At 59.5% G+C, this 20,952-nt stretch carries 17 protein-coding genes and 1 tRNA gene; 4 read left to right on the top strand and 14 right to left on the bottom strand.

Annotation, left to right across the window (positions count from 1 at the left end):
* Nucleotide 1: 1 nt before the first annotated feature.
* The 11 genes from ABWW33_RS25360 to ABWW33_RS25310 all read right to left on the bottom strand — a co-directional run bounded on the left by ABWW33_RS25360 (nt 2) and on the right by ABWW33_RS25310 (nt 12,522).
* Nucleotides 2-1,171: a polysaccharide pyruvyl transferase family protein gene (locus ABWW33_RS25360; RefSeq protein ID WP_353404246.1), complete on the bottom strand. Its 1,170-nt coding sequence runs from the start codon at nt 1,169-1,171 to the stop codon at nt 2-4.
* A gap of 64 nt (nt 1,172-1,235) precedes the next feature.
* Nucleotides 1,236-1,925 carry an exosortase-associated protein EpsI, B-type gene (epsI, locus tag ABWW33_RS25355; protein ID WP_353404245.1) on the bottom strand — a complete coding sequence of 230 codons (690 nt, stop codon included), beginning with the start codon at nt 1,923-1,925 and terminating at the stop codon, nt 1,236-1,238.
* On the bottom strand, nt 1,922-2,839 hold the full coding sequence (gene xrtB / locus ABWW33_RS25350) for an exosortase B (RefSeq protein ID WP_353404244.1): 918 nt from the start codon (nt 2,837-2,839) through the stop codon (nt 1,922-1,924). The genes epsI and xrtB overlap by 4 nt, the downstream gene beginning before the upstream one ends.
* The gene (gene epsG, locus ABWW33_RS25345) at nt 2,839-3,726 is read right to left on the bottom strand and encodes a chain length determinant protein tyrosine kinase EpsG (RefSeq protein WP_353404243.1); all 888 of its coding nucleotides are present in this window, start codon (nt 3,724-3,726) and stop codon (nt 2,839-2,841) included. The genes xrtB and epsG overlap by 1 nt, the downstream gene beginning before the upstream one ends.
* A gap of 18 nt (nt 3,727-3,744) precedes the next feature.
* Nucleotides 3,745-5,154 (bottom strand): chain length determinant protein EpsF, encoded by a 1,410-nt coding sequence (gene epsF, locus ABWW33_RS25340; RefSeq protein WP_353404242.1) that lies wholly within the window; start codon nt 5,152-5,154, stop codon nt 3,745-3,747.
* 47 nt (nt 5,155-5,201) lie between these two features.
* The gene (gene epsE, locus ABWW33_RS25335) at nt 5,202-5,993 is read right to left on the bottom strand and encodes a polysaccharide export protein EpsE (RefSeq protein ID WP_353404324.1); all 792 of its coding nucleotides are present in this window, start codon (nt 5,991-5,993) and stop codon (nt 5,202-5,204) included.
* Nucleotides 5,994-6,029: 36 nt separating this feature from the next.
* Nucleotides 6,030-6,995, bottom strand: a complete 966-nt coding sequence (locus ABWW33_RS25330) for an EpsD family peptidyl-prolyl cis-trans isomerase (protein ID WP_413447891.1) — start codon at nt 6,993-6,995, stop codon at nt 6,030-6,032.
* 247 nt (nt 6,996-7,242) lie between these two features.
* Nucleotides 7,243-8,622, bottom strand: coding sequence for an undecaprenyl-phosphate glucose phosphotransferase (locus ABWW33_RS25325; protein ID WP_353404323.1), 1,380 nt, complete (start codon nt 8,620-8,622; stop codon nt 7,243-7,245).
* Nucleotides 8,623-8,630: 8 nt separating this feature from the next.
* Nucleotides 8,631-9,788 carry an XrtB/PEP-CTERM-associated polysaccharide biosynthesis outer membrane protein EpsL gene (epsL, locus tag ABWW33_RS25320; RefSeq protein WP_353404240.1) on the bottom strand — a complete coding sequence of 386 codons (1,158 nt, stop codon included), beginning with the start codon at nt 9,786-9,788 and terminating at the stop codon, nt 8,631-8,633.
* Nucleotides 9,789-9,911: 123 nt separating this feature from the next.
* Nucleotides 9,912-10,574, bottom strand: a complete 663-nt coding sequence (locus ABWW33_RS25315; protein ID WP_353404239.1) for a CAAX prenyl protease-related protein — start codon at nt 10,572-10,574, stop codon at nt 9,912-9,914.
* A 34-nt stretch (nt 10,575-10,608) separates the two neighbouring features.
* Nucleotides 10,609-12,522 carry an ATP-binding cassette domain-containing protein gene (locus tag ABWW33_RS25310; RefSeq protein WP_353404238.1) on the bottom strand — a complete coding sequence of 638 codons (1,914 nt, stop codon included), beginning with the start codon at nt 12,520-12,522 and terminating at the stop codon, nt 10,609-10,611.
* Between the two features lie 197 nt (nt 12,523-12,719).
* Here ABWW33_RS25310 and ABWW33_RS25305 point away from each other — a divergent pair.
* The 3 genes from ABWW33_RS25305 to ABWW33_RS25295 all read left to right on the top strand — a co-directional run bounded on the left by ABWW33_RS25305 (nt 12,720) and on the right by ABWW33_RS25295 (nt 16,491).
* Nucleotides 12,720-12,794, top strand: a tRNA-Arg gene (locus ABWW33_RS25305).
* A gap of 484 nt (nt 12,795-13,278) precedes the next feature.
* The gene (locus ABWW33_RS25300) at nt 13,279-15,051 is read left to right on the top strand and encodes a DUF1800 domain-containing protein (RefSeq protein ID WP_353404237.1); all 1,773 of its coding nucleotides are present in this window, start codon (nt 13,279-13,281) and stop codon (nt 15,049-15,051) included.
* Between the two features lie 9 nt (nt 15,052-15,060).
* Complete coding sequence (locus tag ABWW33_RS25295) at nt 15,061-16,491, top strand: DUF1501 domain-containing protein (protein ID WP_353404236.1); 1,431 nt, start codon at nt 15,061-15,063, stop codon at nt 16,489-16,491.
* Between the two features lie 45 nt (nt 16,492-16,536).
* On the opposite strand, the gene ABWW33_RS25290 is transcribed toward ABWW33_RS25295, so the two are convergent.
* Genes ABWW33_RS25290 through ABWW33_RS25280 form a run of 3 tightly spaced genes read right to left on the bottom strand, consistent with a single transcriptional unit; the run spans nt 16,537 to nt 19,212 of the window.
* Entirely contained in the window at nt 16,537-17,796 is a 1,260-nt protein-coding gene (locus ABWW33_RS25290) for an oligosaccharide flippase family protein (protein WP_353404235.1), read from the bottom strand.
* Between the two features lies 1 nt (nt 17,797).
* Nucleotides 17,798-18,853, bottom strand: a complete 1,056-nt coding sequence (locus ABWW33_RS25285; protein ID WP_353404234.1) for a nitroreductase family protein — start codon at nt 18,851-18,853, stop codon at nt 17,798-17,800.
* The gene (locus ABWW33_RS25280; protein ID WP_353404233.1) at nt 18,829-19,212 is read right to left on the bottom strand and encodes a hypothetical protein; all 384 of its coding nucleotides are present in this window, start codon (nt 19,210-19,212) and stop codon (nt 18,829-18,831) included. Before ABWW33_RS25280 ends, ABWW33_RS25285 begins: the two co-directional genes overlap by 25 nt.
* A 92-nt stretch (nt 19,213-19,304) precedes the next feature.
* On the opposite strand from ABWW33_RS25280, the gene ABWW33_RS25275 reads away from it, so the two are divergent.
* Nucleotides 19,305-20,942, top strand: a complete 1,638-nt coding sequence (locus ABWW33_RS25275) for a DUF1800 domain-containing protein (RefSeq protein ID WP_353404232.1) — start codon at nt 19,305-19,307, stop codon at nt 20,940-20,942.
* The last annotated feature ends 10 nt before the right edge of the window (nt 20,943-20,952 follow it).

The following is a 20,952-nucleotide window of genomic DNA, read 5'->3' as shown; positions in this document are numbered from 1 at the left end:
ATTATTTCCCCGTCGCAGCGCCAAGCACCTGCGTCAAGCTGGCCTCATAGCGCCCCAGACGCTGCTCGACCCGTTGCAGCCCTGCCCGCACCTGGCCGCGCAACTGTTCTCGCTGGCTGAAACCGTTACCAATCTTGGCGCAGACCGTATCCTCGCTGTCGACCTTGCAGTCGGCGATGGTGTCGTAGCCCAGCGTGCCGAACAGGCCGTTGAACTTGCGGCTGTATGCCATCGGCACCACCGGCACACCCGACGAAAACGCCGCGATGCAGGCGTGCATGCGCGCGCCGGTAAAGTAGTCGAGGCCGGCGATGTAGGACTTCGCTTCGCTCGGACGGCTGAACACCGGTGCCACGATCACACCGGGGAATTCCTCGGCCAGCGCCAAACCGCGTACGTAGTCGTCCTCGCTCGGCATGTGCGGCTCGATCACGTGGCCGACCAGATGCACCTCCACATTCGGCAGCGCCTGGAAGTGCTTGATCAGGCGACGGATGGTCGACGGATAGTCGATGCTCAGGCCGAACTGGTTGCCGCCGGTATAGCCGCCGTTGAACAGCAGGCCGGAGACGTTGATACCGACCCGGGTCTTCCCGTTGTCGGCGAACAGCTTGGCCTTGAACGGCAGGCGGAAGGCGACGTCGATGGCCTCATCGGTATTCTGCGTCACATCCAATTGCTTCAGATAAGCACTCGACAGGTTGTCGCGTGCGAACACGCGGCGACAACGCCCCATCACCTGCTTGGCAAGCATGCGCGCCGCCACGCCATCGAACGGGCCGATGGTCTGCGGCGCCAGGATCAGCGGCTTGCCCAGGCTGCAGACGATGTTCTTGCTGAGCCAGTAAAAGAAGAAACGCTTGAAGCCATAGATGTCGGCAAAGCTGTCGCCCTCGCCAATGTCGATGACCAGGTCGCAGCGCTTGATTTGTTCGCGGAAGCTGGAACGGAAAATTCGCACGCGCTGGTTCTCCAACACATGGCCGGCTTCGGCCAACTCGGCCGCCAATGCCGGCAGGTTTTCGGTGCCGGAACCGAGCACGATGAAGCGCACGCGCTGCCCCAACGACTCGGCCACGCCACGCACGATCGCGATGTTCGATTCAGTCAGCGCTCCGACGCCAAGGTTACCTGAGGATAAAGAATGCCAGAGCAAGCCAACCGTGATCATATATTTTCCTTTTACAACTCAGTGAAGGGGACAAACAGGGATTTATCGCATCCGGTGCCGCGCCTTATGGGCGACGCGGCGTGCCGACGAAACGCACGCGTGATTGCGCGGGCAGCGCGTCGACAATCTGCCGTACGAACTGGTCTTGCACCTGAAACGCTGCCTGAGGATCGTTGGAAATCGACGACACACGGAAAATCAAGCCATCCGGAATCTGGCCGCGGAAACCGTAGCTCAACTGCGCGAACTTGGTGTCGTAACCGCCCAGCACGACCTTGTCCGCCATCGTCGTCCAATAGGTGACCGGCTCATTGCGGCTGCCCAGCGAAGTCTGCAGACGCTTGACGCGCAACTCGCCCAGATTGGTCATCAAGATGCCCTTGGTGGCCGACGCCAGGTTGAACCCTTGTGCGGGATAGCAAACTTCCGGATAGTGCAGCTGCAGGCCGCTGGTCTGGTCCGCACCATAGGCGATCGACAGCATGATGCGTTCACCGTTGCGGTTGATGTAGTTGCGCGACAAGGTGTGGGTGTAGATTTTCGCCAGCTCGCTGGCCGCTTCCGGATTAATGACCTGCGCCATCAGTTCCTTTTCCTCGGTCCAGTCGCCAAAAGCGGTTGGAATCTCGTGCTCCAGCACCAGCGGCGGGCGCACGTCGGCAAGCCGCTCGGTCGGCGTCATGATCTTGGCCAGCACGGCGGACGACACCATCAGCACGCCCGCCACCAGGCTGATACGCAAAGTCTGTTTCATGGCGGGGTTCCTGTGGGAGAAATGCTGCGCAGCTGGCGGCGCGAGACGAACCATTGCAGCAGCGTGTCGATGCCGAGTATCAGGCTCAGTGCGCTGATGAACAGCACCATGCCCGCAAACCCGTGCAGGAAGCCCTGCCCCGCGGCATCGCCGAAATAATAGGTGATCAGGGTCAACACGATGACGCGGATCACATTGGCCGAGAAGGAAATCGGAATGATGAACAGCGCCAGCGTGATGTTACGGAAGGCCGACGTGTGGCGCACCACGTTCAGGTAGAACAGGCCCAGCGCTTCGAGCGTCAGCAGCGTCTGCAGGCCGGCGCAGGCGTTGGCCACCAGCAGCTGGTACTGGCCGATCTGCAGGATCACGCCGGCCCGGGCGATCGGGTAGCCTGCCGCGTACAGCAACTGCTCGGTAGCCCACGACACCGCCATTTTCATCGGCATGGTCAACATGATCACCAGCTCGGCCGGCAGCGGTATCATGAACAGCATGAAGAAGAACGGGAACCACTGCACGCGCAGTGCGGTCCAGCCGCGCAGGATCAGCACCAGCGACGCGGTCAGGCAGATGAAGGAACCAATTTCCAGGATATAGATCTGCTGCGAACGGCCGACGATGTAGGCCAGCAGGCCGGCGGTGAACGGCAGCCAGCCGAAGCGGGCGCCGCGGCCGCCGGCGCTGCGCGCCAGCATGTCCGGCCACTGGCGGTAAAGCAGCCAGCACGACAGCGCCAGGATGATGGGGCCGTGGGCCTGGTCTTCCGTGGCCCAGACACCCGTAAACAAACGATAGAAACTGGGCACGAACAGGCTGGCCATGCCCAGCAGGACCGGCCACAGATCGGCCAGACCCACCTTCCAGCCGGGTACGCGCACGCTGCTGGCGGCTTGTGTGACCGAATCCTGCATCAGAACTCAACCAGTACCGAACCGACCACCTTGGAACCGCTTTGCAACAGCTGTTCGGTCATCGTGTTGATATCGGTGAGCAGGGTTTCATTTTTGCGCGCCACCAGCAGCACGCCGCCGGCGCGGGCGGCGATCGACAGCAAGTCGGCGCCGGTCGCATAGGCCGGCACGTCATACAGCACGACGTCGTAGTTCTGTTCCAGCGTGGCGTTGAGCGAGCCGAAGGAAGCGCGGCTCAGCAACTCCTGCGGATTCGGCGGCAGCGTGCCGGCCGGCAACACCGACAGCGAGACGAAGGAGTCGATCCTGGCCACGGCCTCCGTGCCGGCGCGGCCGGCCAGGATGTCGGACAGGCCAGCGCGCGCCTGCAGGTCGAAGATTTCGTTCTGGCGCGGACGGCGCAGGTTGGCGTCGACCAGCAGCGTGTTTTCGCCCAGCTGGGAAAACACCACGGCCAGGTTGGCGGCAAAGATGCTGACGCCGTCACCCTGGTTGACACCGACGATGGCCAGCGACTTGCGGCCGCTGGCGAACCAGCGCAGCATCAGCTGGCTGCGCACGGCGCGCAGCGTTTCCACTTGCGGGCTGAACGGGCGGAACGCCGCCGCCAGCTGGTTGGAGAACTTGGTCTCGCCCTCTTGCAGATAGGGGTAGTCGAACTGGCGCGCCAGCACCTGCTGGATGTCCTGCTCGGTGATCAGGCCGAGGCGCTGGGCCGCTTCGCCGAAGCGGATGCCCAGTTCCTTTTGCATGCGCAGCACGCGTTCGGCGTTTTCCGGCGTGATTTTGCCGGAGGCCAGCAGCAAGCCGCCGATGCTGGAGTCGCCCTTGCGCGGGATCGGTGGGACCGGATTGACCGGCGAGACAAGATTGGGAGTGGTGGTCATGGAAGGTTCCATCTCTGATTAATTCAGGCGCAAAGTGCTACGGCGGAGGAACAGGCCCTTGAAGCGCGATTTGCGGTGCTTGGCCTGGTTCCAGTCAATAACGCCCAGCACGGGGATGTCGAGCATGTCGGCCAGATCGCTCTGCGAGCGCACGCGGCGGTCGAACAGTTCCATCAGGAAGCCCAGGCCGACGCCCAGCATGGATCCCAGCACGATCGCCAGCGCCGTGTTGATCAGGATCTTCGGGCTGTAGGGCTTGACCGGCGCCACGGCGGGATTCAGCAATGCGACGTCCGACTGCTCGGCCTGGCCTTCGATGCGGGTCTGCGACAGGCGCACCGAGGTGGCGTCAAACGCGCGCTGCGCGCTCTCGACATCTTTCTGCAGCACGTTCAGTTCGTCACGGGTGCGGTTCAGCGCCAGCACCTTGTTCTTCTGCTCCTGCAAAGCGGAGCGGATCTGCGCTTCGCGCTGCATCAATATCTGCGCATTGTTGCCGACGGTGTTCGAGGCGGCCTTGGTCTGCGCCTTCAGGTCGGCGCGCAACTGGTCCACTTCGGCCTTGGCGCTTTGGTATTGCGGATGGTTCTTGTCCAGACGCTGGGCGACGTCGGCGAATTTCGATTCGGCCGTGCTGAGCGCGACCTTCATGTTCTGGATCAGCGGGTTGCCGGCCACATCAGGCGATTCGCCCGACTCGCCGCTCGCCATGCGCTGGCGCGACTGCGCTTCCATCAGCTGGCCCTGGGCCGCGACCAATTGCGCCGACAGGTCGTTGAGGCGGTTCGATTCGACGTCGAGGCGGTTGTCGACGCTGACGATGCCGTTTTCCTGCTGGTATTTCGACAGGCGGCTTTGCGCCACTTCCACCGCGTCGCGCAGCAACTTGGACTGGTCGTTGAAATAGGTGGTGGCCTTTTTCATCGGATCGACCTTCAGCTGGATATTGGCGCGCTGATACTCTTCGGCAAAGGCGTTGGCGATGGCCGCGACGAACTGCGGGTCGGAACCCTTGAAGCTGATCTCGATGACGCTGCTCTCGCGCGATGGCACGATCTCCAGCTTCTTCAGCAACAGCTCGGCCAGCCAGTCGCGCACTGTACCCTGGCCGTCTTCCGAGTCGTTGAACTGCTCGATGACAGCCGGGCTCTGCGCCAGCTTGAGCGCGTCCACCACACGCAGCGCCACGTTCTTGCTGGTGATGATGTCGATCTGCGTCGCCACATAGCCCGGCAGCAGCTGGCCCGGCATCGACATGCCGGTCAACGGATCGACACCCTTGTAATTGAGCAGGACCGACGAGGTCGCTTTATAGGTTTTGGGCAGGATCAGGCTGACCACCACCGTCACCGCCACGGTGAACAGCAACGTCAGCAGGATGATTTTTTTGCGCGCCCGCAAAACCAACAGGATTTGGGAAAAATTCATGGCGATGCTTTCATTTCTGGACTAAAAAAGACGACGGTGACCCGGCTTTAGAACAAGCTTTCCTTGACATAGACGACATCGTCAGGCTGCAGCAGATCGTCATGCTTGACGTCCAGCGTCTGCAACTTGCCGTCGGCGCCGCGGCGCTTGACACGCACGCCGCGTTCGGTGCCGCGCTGGGTCAGGCCGCCGCCGGTCGACAGCGCCTGCACCACGGTCATGTTGCGCTCCAGGCGGAACACGCCCGGACGCTGTACTTCGCCATAGATGTAAAAGCGCGGCGCGCGTTCGACGTAGATGACGTCGTTGCTGGTCAGTTCCAGATCGCGGTTCAGGTCGCCGGTACGGGCCATTTCCACCACGTCCACCACTTCGCGCACGGTCTTGCCGTCGCCAGTCTTGCGGATCAGGTCGATTGTTTCACCGCCGTCGGCGCTCAGACCGCCGGCCAGCGCCAGCAGGTCCAGCACGCTGCGTTTGCCTTCAATCGGATAGCGACCAGGACGGTTGACCTGTCCCAGCACCGATACCTGCTGGCTTTGCAGCACAGTGACCAGGATGTTGACCTGCGGTTTGCGGACGAACCCGCCGCTCTCCAGCATGCCGGCGATTTTCTTTTCGGCGTCGGCGGTCGACAGGCCGCCGATCTCAACTTCACCGATCAGCGGGAAGGTGATCTTGCCGGCCTCGTTGACCCGCGTTTCCGTGGTCAGGTCGGGACTACCGTACACCGTCACCTTGAGCACGTCGCTCGACCCCAGCTTCACGTCGGCCGCGCCGGCACCGCCCATCGCGGACATGCACAGCACCGCCAATATCCATCCCATCAATCGTTTCATCATATGCCCTGTTCGTGAAGAATTAAATTTGCACGCTTATTTCAAGCCGGCCACACCGCGGTCGTTCGCCTCCGACGAACTGGCCGCCGGCGCAGCCGCCGCCGGTGCGGCTACCGCCGCCGGAGCTGGGGCAGCGCCCTGTTCGGCAGCCTTGGGCGCTGCGGACTTGTTCAGATATTCGATCTTGGCGCCGGCCCGCAGACGCGCCAGTTCGGCGTCGGTGGCTTCCTTGGTGCGCTTGTTGACCAGGAATTGCTCGATCTGCGGCGCCGCCATGTCCAGCGTCACCGGCGCATCCTTGATCTCGGCGATCGAAATCAGCAGGCTGCGCGCGCCTTCCTTGATGATGAATAACTGGCCCTTGGGCAGGGCCAGCAGCTTGCTGGACAGCTCGGGCGGCAGGTCGGCGCTGGTGCGGGTGAGCTGGGCGCGGCTGTAACGCACCTTGTGCGCGTCCATCCATGCAGCCACTTCCTCCAGCGACTTGGAGGCGTCCATGGCAGCCTTCAGCGGAGCGTCGACGTCGGCCGTGGCCAGCACCAGCTCACGCATGTCGAACTGCTTACGACCGGAAAAGAATCCAGGATTTTTCTGGAAGTACTCTTCAACCTCGGTACGGCTGGGCTTGGCGACATTGCCTATGCGCTTTTGCATATAAGCCTGGGCCAGGATCAGCGACTTGGCGCGCTCAATTGCCTGCACCACTTTTGGATCGCGGTCGGTCTTATCTTTTTCCGCCTGCTCCTGCAGCAGCTGACGATCGATCAACGCTTCCAGCAACTGCTTGCTGGCCGCTTCCTGCTGGGCCGGCGCAACGCCGGAACGCTGCAGTTCCTCGTTCAGTTGCAATACGGTGATTTCGTTGCCATTCACGCTGGCCAGCGTCTGACCAGGCTTCTTGGATTTGTCCCCGCAGGCGCTCAGGCCGGCGGCGGCGATCAATACCAGCACCGCGCAAGCGAGCCGTTGTCGGTACATGCTGTTTAAGTGATTCAAAGTCATTCCTTCAATAAAACCATGTAAATGGCAGACATGTTGCAATTGCACATAAAACTGCTGGAGCCTCCGGCCATCCGGCGGCACCCAGACTCCTGCAAGCCACGCCTGTCCAACCTTCTAAAAATCAAGGGCTGCGCCAGCACTACGCAACCGCGGCCAAAAAGTATGCCCGCAACAATTATACCTGTCAATATTATAAACACTCTTGACATTCTTAACACGTTTTTTGCTGCAGTGCGACACCTTGTCGTTAAAACGCGTTTTCGCGCTTCAATACCACTTTAACCGTGCACAGGATAATCCAGATATCCAGCCACAGCGACCAGCTGCGCAAATAATCCAGGTCGTATTGGATGCGCGCCTCCATCTTGTCCAGCGTTTCCGTCTCGCCGCGCAGGCCGTTGACCTGGGCCCAGCCGGTGATGCCGGGCTTGACCTTGTGGCGCAGCATATAACCCTTGATCAGCTTCCGGTACTGCTCGTTGTGCGCTACCGCGTGCGGGCGCGGCCCCACAATACTCATCCGCCCCTGCAGTACGTTGATGAATTGCGGTAACTCGTCCAGGGAACTCTTGCGCAGGAAGGCACCGATCGGCGTCACCCGCTGATCGCCCTTCCTCGCCTGCACCACCTTGTCGCCGTCCTCGGTCACCGTCATCGAACGGAACTTGTAGACGATGATCTCTTCGCCATACAGCCCGTAGCGGCGCTGACGGAAGATCACTGGACCGGGCGACCCCAGCTTCACCAACAACGCGATCACCAGCATGATTGGCAGCAACATAATCTGGATGGCAAGTGCCAGTACGATGTCACTGACACGCTTGACCATGCTGTTGAAGCCGGTGAAAGGCGTCTCGCAGATGGCGATCACCGGCATGCCCGCTACGCTGTCGAAACGGGCCTGCATCAGGTCGAAGACATAGATATCGGGCAAGAAATATACCGAAGCGGTGGTGTCCTGCAGTTCATCGATCAACTTGCGGATGCGCGGCTGCGCAGAAATCGGCTGGCTAATATATATCATCTTGACGTTATGGGCGCGCACGTATTGCGCGACGTCATCCATTTTCCCCAACATTTCGTGGCGCAAGCCCGGCGGACGACGCAATTCCATGCGGTCGTCGAAGAAGCCGCGCACCTGCATCAGGTGCCCCGCCTGGTTCTCGATCTTCTCGGCAAACCGCAGGCCCAGGTCGTTGGCACCGACGATCACCACCGAGCGCACCTCGCTGGCGCGGCGGCCGTTGCCGGTCCACCAAGTGGCGACGTAGTTCACCAGCAAGGCCAGCGGCGTCACCAGGAGCCAGGCGGTGACTGCCTTATGGTCGTACAGCGAGATCAGGCCACTGCATTTACCTAACAGCAACAGGATGGCGGCAATGATGGCCCAGCCCACCAGCACGCCGCGCACATAGCCCAACATGTGGCCGCGCCGCCAGTTGCGATAAGGATCGACATAGGCGTACACCGAGGTGGACACATAGAACGCCAGCACCATCAAAATCAACATATAACCGTTGAATGGCGCGCCGACGGCGGCCGAGCACAGGTACAGGCTGCCCATGATGATCAGGGGATCCAGCACGCGCTGAAAAAAAGCTACCAGGGGAAGATCACTAATATTCATCGTGCGGCTCAAAACTGGATGCTGGCGTTTAGCGACACGCTGCTGGAGCGGTAGCCACTGCTGAACAGGCGGTTGCTGGGGTCGCGCTTGTCATGCGCGTACGTGACACCGAGCTGGCTGCTTTGCGTCGGCGCGTAAGTGGCGCCCACGCTGGCTGCGCTGGTCTTGTCGTTGTAACTAACCGGCAGCACGGAGGCGATCAGGCCGGTGAAGTCGCGTTTCTCTCTGCGCAGTTGCGCGTCGAGGCGGATCTTGGCCGACACGTCCCAGGCGGCGCTGACGCTGGCACCCTTGCCCAGCGCATAATTCAGCACGCTCGACTCGACCGCGGTGAACTCGCGCCAGGCGGCCGCGTTGAAACGCAAGCGTTCGCGCGGCGCCCACTGCGCCGTCACGCGCGCGTTGGTGCCGCTGGAATCGTGCTCGACGCTCTGCTCGTGCCGGCGCTTGACGCGGCCGCCGAGGAACTGCAGCTGGGTGACATCGCTGACGCGCCACAGCACCTTGAGCTTGAGCTCGTCCTGGGTGTAACCCGACTCCTGGACGAAGGTGCCCTGGCGCACCGCGTCCGGATAGTTGCCGGTCAGGCGGCGCGCCACCAGGCCGACCGTGCTGCCGGTGCCGGCCAGGAAGTCGAAGCCGGCGTCGGTGGCTTTTTCTGTGCGGTTGTTGAAGCGCTGCGAGGCCAGATCGTAGTCGAAGGTGTCCTTGATGTAGCCCGCATGGACCTGCCAGTGCGGTTGGAACAGCCAATTGATGTCGTAGAAGCCGTGCTTCTGCGTCTTCAGGTTGCGCTGGTTGGTGTGAAAATCCGAGAACGGCGCGATGGTCTGCGAGTACGTCGCGCCCAGGTGACCGGTCAGCTGGTTGCCCAACACCCAGTTCCACGTGGCCTGCAGATCCTCGCCGCTGTAGTCCAGCTGGCTGAAGTGGTCGAAACTGACGCGGCTGGCCTTGGCCGAGCCGACGAACATCTGGCGGCCGACCGGGCGCTCGAACGTGAAGCCGGCTTGAAGCTGGCGCACGTTGTCGCTGCGCATGCCGTCCACCTGCTGGCCATCTTCCAGGCGCAGCAGGTTGTCGTCATGGGTATAGCCAATCGCGGCGAACGGGTGAATCGTGTCGCTGAGCGCGGCCTGGGCGGGCGAACTGAACGCGGCACCCACGACCAAAGTCCAAGCCACCAGGGCGGAGGGTTGCAATGCAAGGCAGCCACGGCTGCCGGGAGAGAATTTCAAATAGATCGACATTGGTTGTTTTGTCTTAAAAATCTGTTGCTAGAAAACACGCTACCAGTAGGTCCAGTTGGCCGTGGCCAACACCCAAACGCCCAGCAGTCCATTGGTCACCGCGTGTGCCAGGATGGGCGACCACAGGCTGCGGCCACGCATGTACAACACGCTGTAAACAGCGCCGGCCACCACGCCGGCAAACCATAAATTGTGCTCCAACCCAAATAATATCACCGTGACAACAGTTGTAGAAAGTTTTACACCAGCCGGATTGACCGACAGGAAATTTTTGTTGTCCAGCCACCGCATCAGGTAGGAACGCCAGAACAGTTCTTCCATCACCGGCACCACCAGCGCCGCGCCGGCCAGGCGCACCGCCGCGAGCGGATAATCAATCCGACCCTGCACGCGGGGATCGAAACCGGCCGAGCTGCCCATCACCATCCACGACGCATCCAGCCATATCCATAACAAAAACACCACAATGCCCGCCGACGCCGCGCCAGCCACTGCCGTCCAGCGCCATTGCGGCCGCGCCAGTTCGATGTAATCCCGGCGAAACAGCCACAACAACGTCAGCACGCAGGCTATCTTGACACCGTACAGCCAGCGCAGCACGTACGGCCCGTAACCGAGCCGTCCCAGCATGTCGGCGATAAAGAGGAAAAACATGTACAGCGCGAACGGCAGGATGCGCACCAGCGCGGCGCGCTCAAACATTGACATTACCCATGCAAACTATCTCATAAGAAAGTTAAGCCTTGGCGCGCGCTTCGATCGCTTCCCATTTTTCCAGCGCCGACAGCAGTTCGTCCTCGATCTCCGCCACGCGCGCGTTCAGGCGCTTGGCTTCGGCCGGGGTCTTCTTGTAAAAGTCCGGATCCGACAGCTGCCCGGCCAGCACCGCCTGCTCATCCTCTAGCGCGGCAATCAACTTTGGCAATTCATCAAGTTCCCGCTGCTCTTTATAACTGAGCTTTTTCTGCTTTGCAATCGAATTTTGCTGCGACGCAGCAGCCGACGCCGCGGCGGGCGCCGGCTTGACGGGGGCTTTGGCCGCCAGCGCCTGCTGGGCTGGGCGCATGCGCTCCCAGTCGCTGTAGCCGCCGACGAATTCACGCCAGTTGCCCTCGCCTTCGGCCACGATCACCTGTGTCACCACGTTGTCGAGGAAGGTACGGTCGTGGCTGACCAGGAACACGGTGCCCTGGTACTCTTCCAGCAATTCTTCCAGCAGTTCCAGCGTCTCGATGTCCAGGTCGTTGGTCGGCTCATCGAGCACCAGGCAGTTGGCCGGCTTGGCGAACAGGCGCGCCAGCAGCAGGCGGTTGCGCTCGCCGCCGGACAGCGACTTGACCGGCGAGCGCGCGCGCTCGGGCGCGAACAGGAAATCGTTCAGGTAGCTCATGACGTGCTTGCGCGCGCCGTTGATCTCGACCCAGTCGCTGCCCGGGGCGATGGTTTCCATCAGGTTGGCTTCCTCGTTGAGCTGGGTGCGCATCTGGTCGAAGTACGCCACCTGCAGCTTGGTGCCCAGCTTGGCGACGCCGCCGTCCGGCTGCAATTCGCCCAGGATCATTTTCAGCAGCGTGGTCTTGCCGGCGCCATTGGCGCCGATCAAGCCGACCTTGTCGCCGCGCAGGATGGTGCCGGTGAAGTTGCTGACGATGACACGGTCGCCGAATTTCTTGCTGACGTTTTCCAGTTCCGCCACGATCTTGCCGGAACGCTCGCCCGACGACACCTCCAGCTTGACCTGCCCCTGCTGCTCGCGGCGGGCGGCGCGCTGCAGACGCAGCGCTTCCAGGCGCCGCACGCGACCCTCGTCGCGCACGCGGCGGGCCTTGACGCCCCGGCGTATCCACACCTCCTCCTGCGCCAGCACCTTGTCGAACTTGGCGTTTTCCACTTCCTCGTTTTCCAGCTGCTCGGCCTTGCGCACCTGGTAGGCGGTAAAATTACCCGGGAACGACAGCAAGCGGCCACGATCGAGCTCGATGATGCGGGTGGCGACGTTATCCAGGAAGGAACGATCATGGGTAATGAACAGCACACTGCCCTTAAAGTCGCGCAGCAAGCCTTCCAGCCACATGATGGAGGTGAAGTCCAGGTGGTTGGTCGGTTCATCGAGCAGCAGCACGTCCGGCGCCGAGACCAGCGCGCGCGCCAGGGCCACACGCTTTTGCATCCCGCCGGACAGTGTCTTCATCAGCATGTCGCCGGTCAGGTTCAGCCGGTCCAGCACGGTTTCAACCTTGTTCGGCAGGCTCCAGGCATCGGCCGCGTCCAGCAAGACCTGGACGTCGTGCATGCGCTCCATGACGGCGTCGTCATTGCCCTGGCCGAACTGGGAAGTCAGCGCGTCGTATTCCTTGAGCAGGTCCTGCAGATCGCCCATGCCGGAAGCGACCGCGTCGAACACCGTCATTTCCGGATCGAACACCGGCTCCTGCTCGACGTAGGCGATCTTCAGCCCCTGCTGCATCACCAGCAGCCCGTCGTCCAGCTTGAAGCGGCCGGAAATGATCTTCAGCAGCGACGACTTGCCGGTGCCGTTGCGGCCAATCAATCCGACGCGCTCGCCGGTTTCCAGTGAAAATTCCGCGTGGTCGAGCAGCGCGACGTGCCCAAACGCCAGTTGCGCCGAGGATAGAGTTATGACAGCCATGATAGAAAGAGAGGTACTCGACAACGCCACGCCCGAAGGCGGCCGCACCGTCGATAGGTGAATGAAGCCAGTATTGTACTGGCAGACGGGGCGCCGGCCACGACTTCTTATGTGTCCGACAAGGCGGTTGCTTCCTTTCCCCGCCAAAAGCCGATATGATAGCCGCTCGCTGCGCCCCACCTGGCGGTCGCGCGCGTGTCACCATAGTTCAACGGATAGAATGGGGTCCTCCTAAGACCTTGATACAGGTTCGATTCCTGTTGGTGACACCATCCCCCAGCCCCCCTCCAGCCTTTTCCACACCCCGTTTTCCCGCCTGACGCATCTGACGCTCCTCCCTTGTTACAATTTCGGGCGAGCAAAAATGTTAAATTGCATGGTACTATCCTGTCGCTCCTATAAGCCAAGATGTTTTTGGCAACTCCCATATAAAAACCTCAATATCTGCCAATTTCAACGCATCTACGCGCAATTATCAGATTGGAATCGTCACAAAAAAATCCCTTCCCCTGTGAAAAAACTGTGTCCAACAGTTAATTTTCCGTTGTCGAAATCTGACATTTCAAATAAACCATCTTAGTTTTCTTTTAGAAAAGTTCGCTTAATTTGTGGCGAACTTCGTCTAATTTCGGCCGGAAAAATAGTTAGTCGTAAACATTGCTCAAATGATGAGCAAATAAATTTGAATTCCCGTGTGGAAATACTTTCCACGGGGCTACAATTCATCATCGATTCAACCTTTCGAGGACAACCGCAATGAATTCCGCTACTATCCGAACGATGATCGCCGCAACGTCGTTTGCAGTCCTTACCGCATGCGGCGGCGGGAGCGCCAGCAACGGCGTTGGCGTTAACAACGGTACGGTTACCAGCGCCGAGATCGTTACCAGCAGCACTACCGGCAGCAGCCGCGTATTGAGTGGTGGCAGCCAGCTACTGGCCAGCCTGACCACCAGCGGCGACAGCATGGTTACGACGCCGGAAATGGCTTCGCGCTTCCTTGCTCAAGCCTCTTTCGGCCCGAACATGGGGCTGATTAATTCGGTGGTCGCCAGCGGCCCGTCGGCATGGCTGGAAGCTCAGCTCAATTTCATTCCGGCGCCCACCTATCGTTCGTATATCGAAACCTTGGCAGCGGCGGGCTCCCCCGCCGCCCAAGCGCAGTTCAATGAGTTTTTCTGGAAACGTGTAATGGAAGGCAACGACCAGTTGCGCCAGCGCGTGGTTTTTGCACTGTCACAAATCTTTGTCGTGTCGTTTGAAGACGCAACCTTGGCCGAGCACACGCGCGGCATGGCTGATTACTACGATATGCTGGGCAAAAACGCCTTCGGCAATTACCGCCAACTGCTGGAATCGGTTGCCCTTCATCCGATGATGGGCGTTTATCTGTCCAGCATCCACAACCAAAAAGAGTCGGGCAATCGCCTGCCAGACGAAAACTTCGCGCGCGAAATCATGCAACTCATGTCCATTGGCTTGTACAAGCTGAACCAGGACGGCAGCCAAGTGATTGTCAACGGCAAGGCAGTCGAAACCTACACCCATGACGACGTCATGGGCATGGCCAAAGTATTTACGGGCTGGAGCTTCTCCAATACCGACAAACTCGCCAGCCGCTTCATCGGCACGATCAAGGACCCGGATTGGGAAATCAAGCCAATGGTCATGTATCCGGCTTTCCACTCGACGTCGGAGAAAACCTTCCTTGGCAAAACAATTCAGGGCACGACCACAGGCGAAGCCGACCTGAAAGTCGCACTCGACACCTTGTTTAACCATCCCAATGTTGGCCCGTTCATCGGTCGCGAACTCATCCAGCGCCTGGTTACCAGCAACCCCAGCCCTGCCTACATCAGCCGCGTGGCTGCTGCTTTTGCCGATAACGGCTCTGGCGTACGCGGCGACATGAAAGCGGTGATCCGCGCGGTCCTGATGGATAGCGAAGCGCGCGATTTGAGCGCCGGCGCTGAAAAAGTACGCGAACCGCTGATCCGCCTGGCTAACTGGATGCGCGCATTCAACGCCACCTCCGCCTCAGCTCGCTATCTGATTCCTAGCCTGTATGATCCCATCTATGGCCTGGCACAGTCCCCGCTGCGTTCGCCGTCCGTGTTCAACTTCTACCGCCCTGGCTATGTACCACCTGAGTCCCAACTGGCCGACGCCGGCATGGTGGCCCCGGAGATGCAGATCGTCGCTGAACCCAGTCTGATCGGTTATCTCAACTTCATGCAGAATGCCGTCTCCAGCGGTGTGGGAACCAACCTGGACGTTAAACCCAACTATCAGAATGAGCTGGTATTGATCGACAATCCGGGCAAACTGGTGGACCGCATTAATCTGCTGCTGCTGAACGGCAACATGTCATCCACCCTGCGTTCACAAATCATCGCCGCCGTCAGCTCCATCGAGCGCCCGGTAGCGACCAGCAGCAATGCCGCACTGGTGACACGGCTGGCAAACTACCGCGTCTACATGGCTGTTTTCCTTGCCATGGCCTCGCCCGAATATATCGTACAGAAATAAGGAGTCGACATGAGCAAGCACAATTTTTCTCGCCGCAACTTCCTCGGTTCGATGGCCGCGCTGGCCGGTGGCGCCGCAGCCCCCTTTACCGTGAATCTGGCAGCGATGAGCTCGGCCGCCGCGCAAACCGCCAGCGACTACAAGGCCCTGGTCTGCCTCTATATGGCCGGCGGCAATGACGGTTTCAACACCGTGCTGGCTACCGACAGCACCTCGTGGAACGAATATCAGCGACTGCGCGTCACTACCGACGGCAATTCGATCGCGTTGCCCGGCCTCGGCGCTGCTGGGGGAATCCTGCCGATCGCACCTCTCAACGATCAGGGCCGCACTTTCGCCCTGCATCCGGGATTGACGACCGTGAAATCCCTGTTCGACGTCGGCAACGCCGCCATCATCGCCAACGTCGGCACCTTGGTACAGCCTACCACGCTGACCCAGTACAAGGCGGGCTCGGTAGCGCTGCCTCCAAAACTGTTTTCGCACAACGATCAGCAATCAATTTGGCAATCGAGCAGCCCGGAGGGTGCAATCTCGGGCTGGGGTGGACGTATGGGCGATGTCGTGGGCTCCGCCAACAGCAACTCGACCTTCGGCTGCATTTCGATATCCGGCAACGCAGTATTTCTGGCGGGCAAACAAACACGGCAATTGCAAATAGCGCCTACCGGTCTGCCTGGGATCCTCAACCTGAACACATCCTTGTTCGGCACGTTGCCTGGCGCTAACCCGCTGCGCGCCATCATTACCGGGCAAGGCAGCGACAAATTCCAGAACGATCATGCCGCCGTGGCCAGCCGCGCCATCACCGCGCAAGCGACGCTGACCAACGCCATGGCGCCGGCCGGCGCTGGCGGCATTCCCAATCCGACGAACTACATCAATCCCAACACCGGCATGTCGACGCCAAATCCGCTGGCGCTGCAGTTGCAGGCGGTGGCGCGCGTGATCGCCGGCCGTGACGCCTTGGGTGTGAAACGACAAGTGTTTTATGTGAGCATGAGCGGTTTTGACACCCACGCGCAGCAAAAGACCGCGCATGCCGACTTGATGGCGCGGCTCGACCATGCCATCGCTTACTTCAACACGACAATGGCGGCGCTGCAGGGCGCCGATATGCGGAAGCAGGTGACGCTGTTTACTGCGTCGGACTTTGGCCGCACCTTCACCTCTAACGGCAACGGTACCGACCATGGCTGGGGCTCGCACCACTTCATCGTAGGCGGCGCAGTCAAAGGCAAGGATATTTACGGCAGCTTCCCGGTCACGGGCGTTGACCACGCGCTGGATGTGGGGTCAGGTTCACTGCTCCCCACCACGTCAGTGGATCAGTACGGCGCAACGCTGGCCTTGTGGTTTGGCGTATCGGCCACGCAGTTGGCGGCCGTATTCCCGAACATCGGCAATTTTGCCGTCAAAAACCTCGGCTTCATGGGCTAAGCCCAGCGGCCTCCACTACCGGAAAGTAGTGGAGGCCGGTCACAATCAGGACAGTTTCACCGCCCGCAATTTGCGCAATGAAAATAAAGCAGGTGCCAACTTCAGCACCGCGACGACGTAGATAACCAGACCCACGCCCAACGAGCCGGCCACCGCGTATCCCATGCCCCATAGGCCGTATGCCGGCACTAACACCCACGCCAGCACTACAAGACTGGAGATGATACCGATCTGCACGAAAGTGCGGATGCCCGGCTTATCCAGCGCCACCAACAGAATGCCGAAACCGGCAGCCAGGCAACGGATGAACACCGCCAGCGCTATGCCCCCCCACAGCAGATTGGCGTCGGCGAACTGGGTACCCATATACAGGTTGACCAGATGCGGCATGATCCAGTAAATGCTGCATGCCCCGGCGGCACCTACGGCGGCCAACGACAAGATCATCTGCATGACGACGCGGACTGGGTGCGTCTGATGAATCGCGCGCGAAAGCACCGGGATGTAGACGCTGGAAGCGATCTGCACAATCGATAGGCTCATCTGTAGAACCTTGGCACCGATCTGGTAATTGCCCAGAGCGTGCAGCCCAAGCAAGTGCCCTACCAGCAGAGTGTCGATCTGGTTAAACGCTGCCGTGATAAAGCTGTCGGCGGCATACCATGTACGCTTACGCAACATCGCGGGTACCGTTTTCAACGCCACGACAATGCGGCCGGACGGGTAACTGAAAATGGCAGCTTTACGGCGCGCCATGAATACCGTGAAGGCCATCGCAAATAGCCGTGAAATCAGGAAAGCCAGCGTTACCGGAACGATGCGCGGCGCCAGAAAGCATACTGAGCCGACCAGCAGCAGGTGGAACAGCGAGGTGCAGACGGATGTGACTGTCTCTTCATTGTAACGCGTGGTGGCGCGGAAGATCAGCAAAATAAAGTCAGTTTGCATCGCAACAAATGACGCCAAGCTAATCAGCAGAAACAGGTTGAAGTCTGCCATCGTGACCAGGCCGCCAAAATACAGGCCCAGTCCACCGAGGCCGTAGCACACTATTCCCATGCCGATGCGAAATACCAGATAGTCGTTCATGATGCCTGTCGCGCCTGGCACATCTACCGACATTTCGCGCAGCGCCGGGTTGGAACAACCATAATCCGCCACCAGGCCGATCAGGCTGGCGTACACCATGAACAGCGAGAACTGGCCCAGTTCGACCGGACCCAGTACTTTACCTATCAATAGGAATACCAGCGTCTGACTCAATATTCGGGCAAACATCGAGGAAGTTGCGAATATTGTCTTCATGTCAGTCCGGTTGTTTCTTTTTCCAGTGCTGAATCACGCGCGTCACCAGCAACGGATTTTTCCTGCTGGAGAACGGCACGACAACCTCGTCAGGAATATGGCCAACCGCGATCAGCATGATAATCGACTCCCACGACTCCAGCCCCAACAGCTCGCGCATGACTTGGGTCTGGCTGTTGGTCTTGCTCCAGTTCAGACAGCACGAGCCAAGTCCACGCAAATGCAGACCATAGATCAGCGACATGGCGAACATACCGCCGTCCATCCAGCCTTGGTTGCGCTCACCCGCCTGCCAGAAATTGCGCAGATCGACGGTCACCACCAGCAGCTTGTTGACAGCCTGGGAGAAGCCGCGCGCGCCCATTTGCAGGTTCAGCGCGGCCTGCACCAGTTCCGGATCGGCGATCACATGGACCGAACCCGACTGCCGATTGCACACCACCGGCGACTTCTGCGCGACGCGGATAGCCGCCTCGATATCGGCGATATCCACTTCACGGTCACTGAAGGCGCGGATGCTGTGGCGTTGCATGAAGAATTCCTCGGAGACCGGTGCCACCGACCGCATGATTTCCTCGCGCTTGACCAAGCGGGTGCCGCCCATCTGGGCGCCAGTCTCGGCTGCCGGCACCGCCGCGATTAACTTCTGGATTTCAGTCTTGCAAGGATAATCTGGAAAGTGGTGGTTTTCATGGTAGACCGCATATGTAGCAAGCACATCACGTGCCGACATCAGGATAGGATGACTGGGGCCATATAGGCGCTGGTATTTCTGGATCGCCAGGATCAGATTTGTCAGGTTTTCCTTGCCAAACCCCAATCGCGGCTCGGGCAACGACAGTCCCTTTTCAATATTGTGGTAAGTCGCAGTAATGCGCGCCAGCAGATTTGCCTCCGGGGTGCCATCCAACGTGCCAGAAAACTTCAGGTATCTGGAAAAGTCCTTAATGTATTCCAACAACACCTGAGGTGCAGCTTTGGCAACGCGGTACAGCAGACGACGGCGCTTGGGAACATCACCGCCGCCCAAGATCAGATTAGAAAACGGTTTATCCATTTGCATGTCAATAAGTCAGAGAAAAGGAAGAAATCGATGGTTAAGAACGTCGTGGCGGCAAAATGAGGCGCCACGCCGACAGCGCCAGAGAAATGCTGCGACACAGCAAGCAAGGTTGTCAACGCCAGCTTACTGACATCCGTGATAACGGAATGATAACCGCCATGATAGGGAAACGGTAGAAAATTCAACAGAATAAGGCGTATTCCTTGTTGAAAAAGCTTCCCCAAAGCAATGACACAGCGCAGCAAGACGAGTGCTTCAATAAAAACAATAGAAATTGCGTTAAAAACACCATAATTCTTGCTTTTATTTCTACCCCAATGACGCTCCCACAGAACGGTTACCGCAGCGCGCATTCCATTGCAAAAAAAATAAATTATAAAAAATTAATTTTAATTGCAATAAAAATATTACAATTATTTCCATCTATTGCCCAAAGGGAAAAGAAATGCAAGCAACCTTCAGAACTGTAACCAGTGCGGCCTACTTTGCAGTACTCGTCACAATAACAACCCAGGCAGGCGCCGCAGAGCCGGCGCCATTGACACCACCGATGGCTTCGCGCTTGCTGGCGCAAGCCACCTTCGGCCCGACCAGTGCATCGGTAGCCAGCCTGACGGGCGGCACGGCGGAAGCTTGGATCAACACCCAGTTCAACGCCCCGCAGGCGCGTTACCTGACCTACCTGGATCAATACACCGCGCCCACCCAAACCAACTTCCAGGAAAAATTCTGGACGCAGGCCGTCAAAGCCGATGACCAGTTGCGACAACGCATCGCCTTCGCACTCTCGGAGATTTTCGTCGTATCGTTCCAGGAAGCCAATCTCGGTGGACGTCCACGTTGCGTCGGCGACTACTACGATCTGTTGGCGGACAACGCCTTCGGGAATTTCCGCACGCTGCTGGAAGGAGTCAGTCTGCACCCGGCAATGGGGATTTATCTCTCCCACTTCCGCAATCAGAAGGAAAATGGCAATCACCAGCCCGATGAGAACTTTGCCCGGGAAATCATGCAATTGTTTACCATCGGCCTGTATGAACTGAATCCCGATGGCAGTCGGAAGCTGCAAAGCGGCAAGCCGGTTGAAACCTATACCCATGAAGACGTGGCAGGCCTGGCCAAGGTGTTTACCGGCTGGGCCGCTGGAGGACCAGACAAGCTGGGCAGCCGCTTCATGGGTACGATCAAGGATCCGAACTGGGAAGTGATGCCGATGCAAAACTATCCGACTTACCATTCCAGCTCCGACAAGCATTTTCTCGGCGTTAGCATCAGCGGCCCAACCACTGGCGAGGCCGACCTAGCGCTTGCGTTGGACACCTTGTTCCAACATCCTAACGTCGGCCCGTTTTTCGGCCGACAGTTGATCCAACGCCTCACCACCAGCAATCCCAGCCCCGATTATGTACGACGGGTGGCTGAAGCATTCGACAACAACGGCCAGGGCGTCCGCGGCGACATGAAGGCCGTCATCAAGGCGGTGCTGCTGGATCCCGAGGCAACCGGTACCACCCCGGTCACCACCAACAAGATACGCGAACCCATACTCCGCATGGCGAACTGGCTCCGCGCATTTAACGCCACCTCGGATTCCGGACGCTATCCCTTGGGTAATCTGGACGACCCGATCAACGGACTGGGAGAGGCTCCGATGCGCTCGCCCAATGTTTTCAATTTTTATCGTCCCGGCTATACGCCGCCCAACACCGCGATCGCCACGGCAGGACTGGTGGCGCCGGAAATGCAGATCGTCGGCGAACCTACTGTCACCGGTTACCTGAACTTCATGCAGAACGCGCTGAATTATGGCGTCGGTACCGGCTTCGACATCAAGGCGGACTACAGCTTCGCCCTGTCGCTGGCCGCAACGCCGAGCCAACTGGTAGACCATGTCGACCTGCTGCTGCTCAATGGCGCCATGTCGCCCACGCTGCGTGCGCAGATACAGAATACGCTCAATCTGATCCCGCTGCCCGCCCCGACCACGAACAACGCCGACCTGATCGCCAAGCTGAAAGCTTACCGCGTAAAAATGGCGATTTATCTAGCCATGGCGTCGGCCGAATACATAGTCCAGAAATAAGGAACAGATC

Source organism: Duganella hordei, from assembly GCF_040369125.1.
In the GTDB taxonomy this organism is placed as follows: domain Bacteria; phylum Pseudomonadota; class Gammaproteobacteria; order Burkholderiales; family Burkholderiaceae_D; genus Rugamonas; species Rugamonas hordei.
This window is presented reverse-complemented; position numbering and strand designations above follow the sequence as displayed.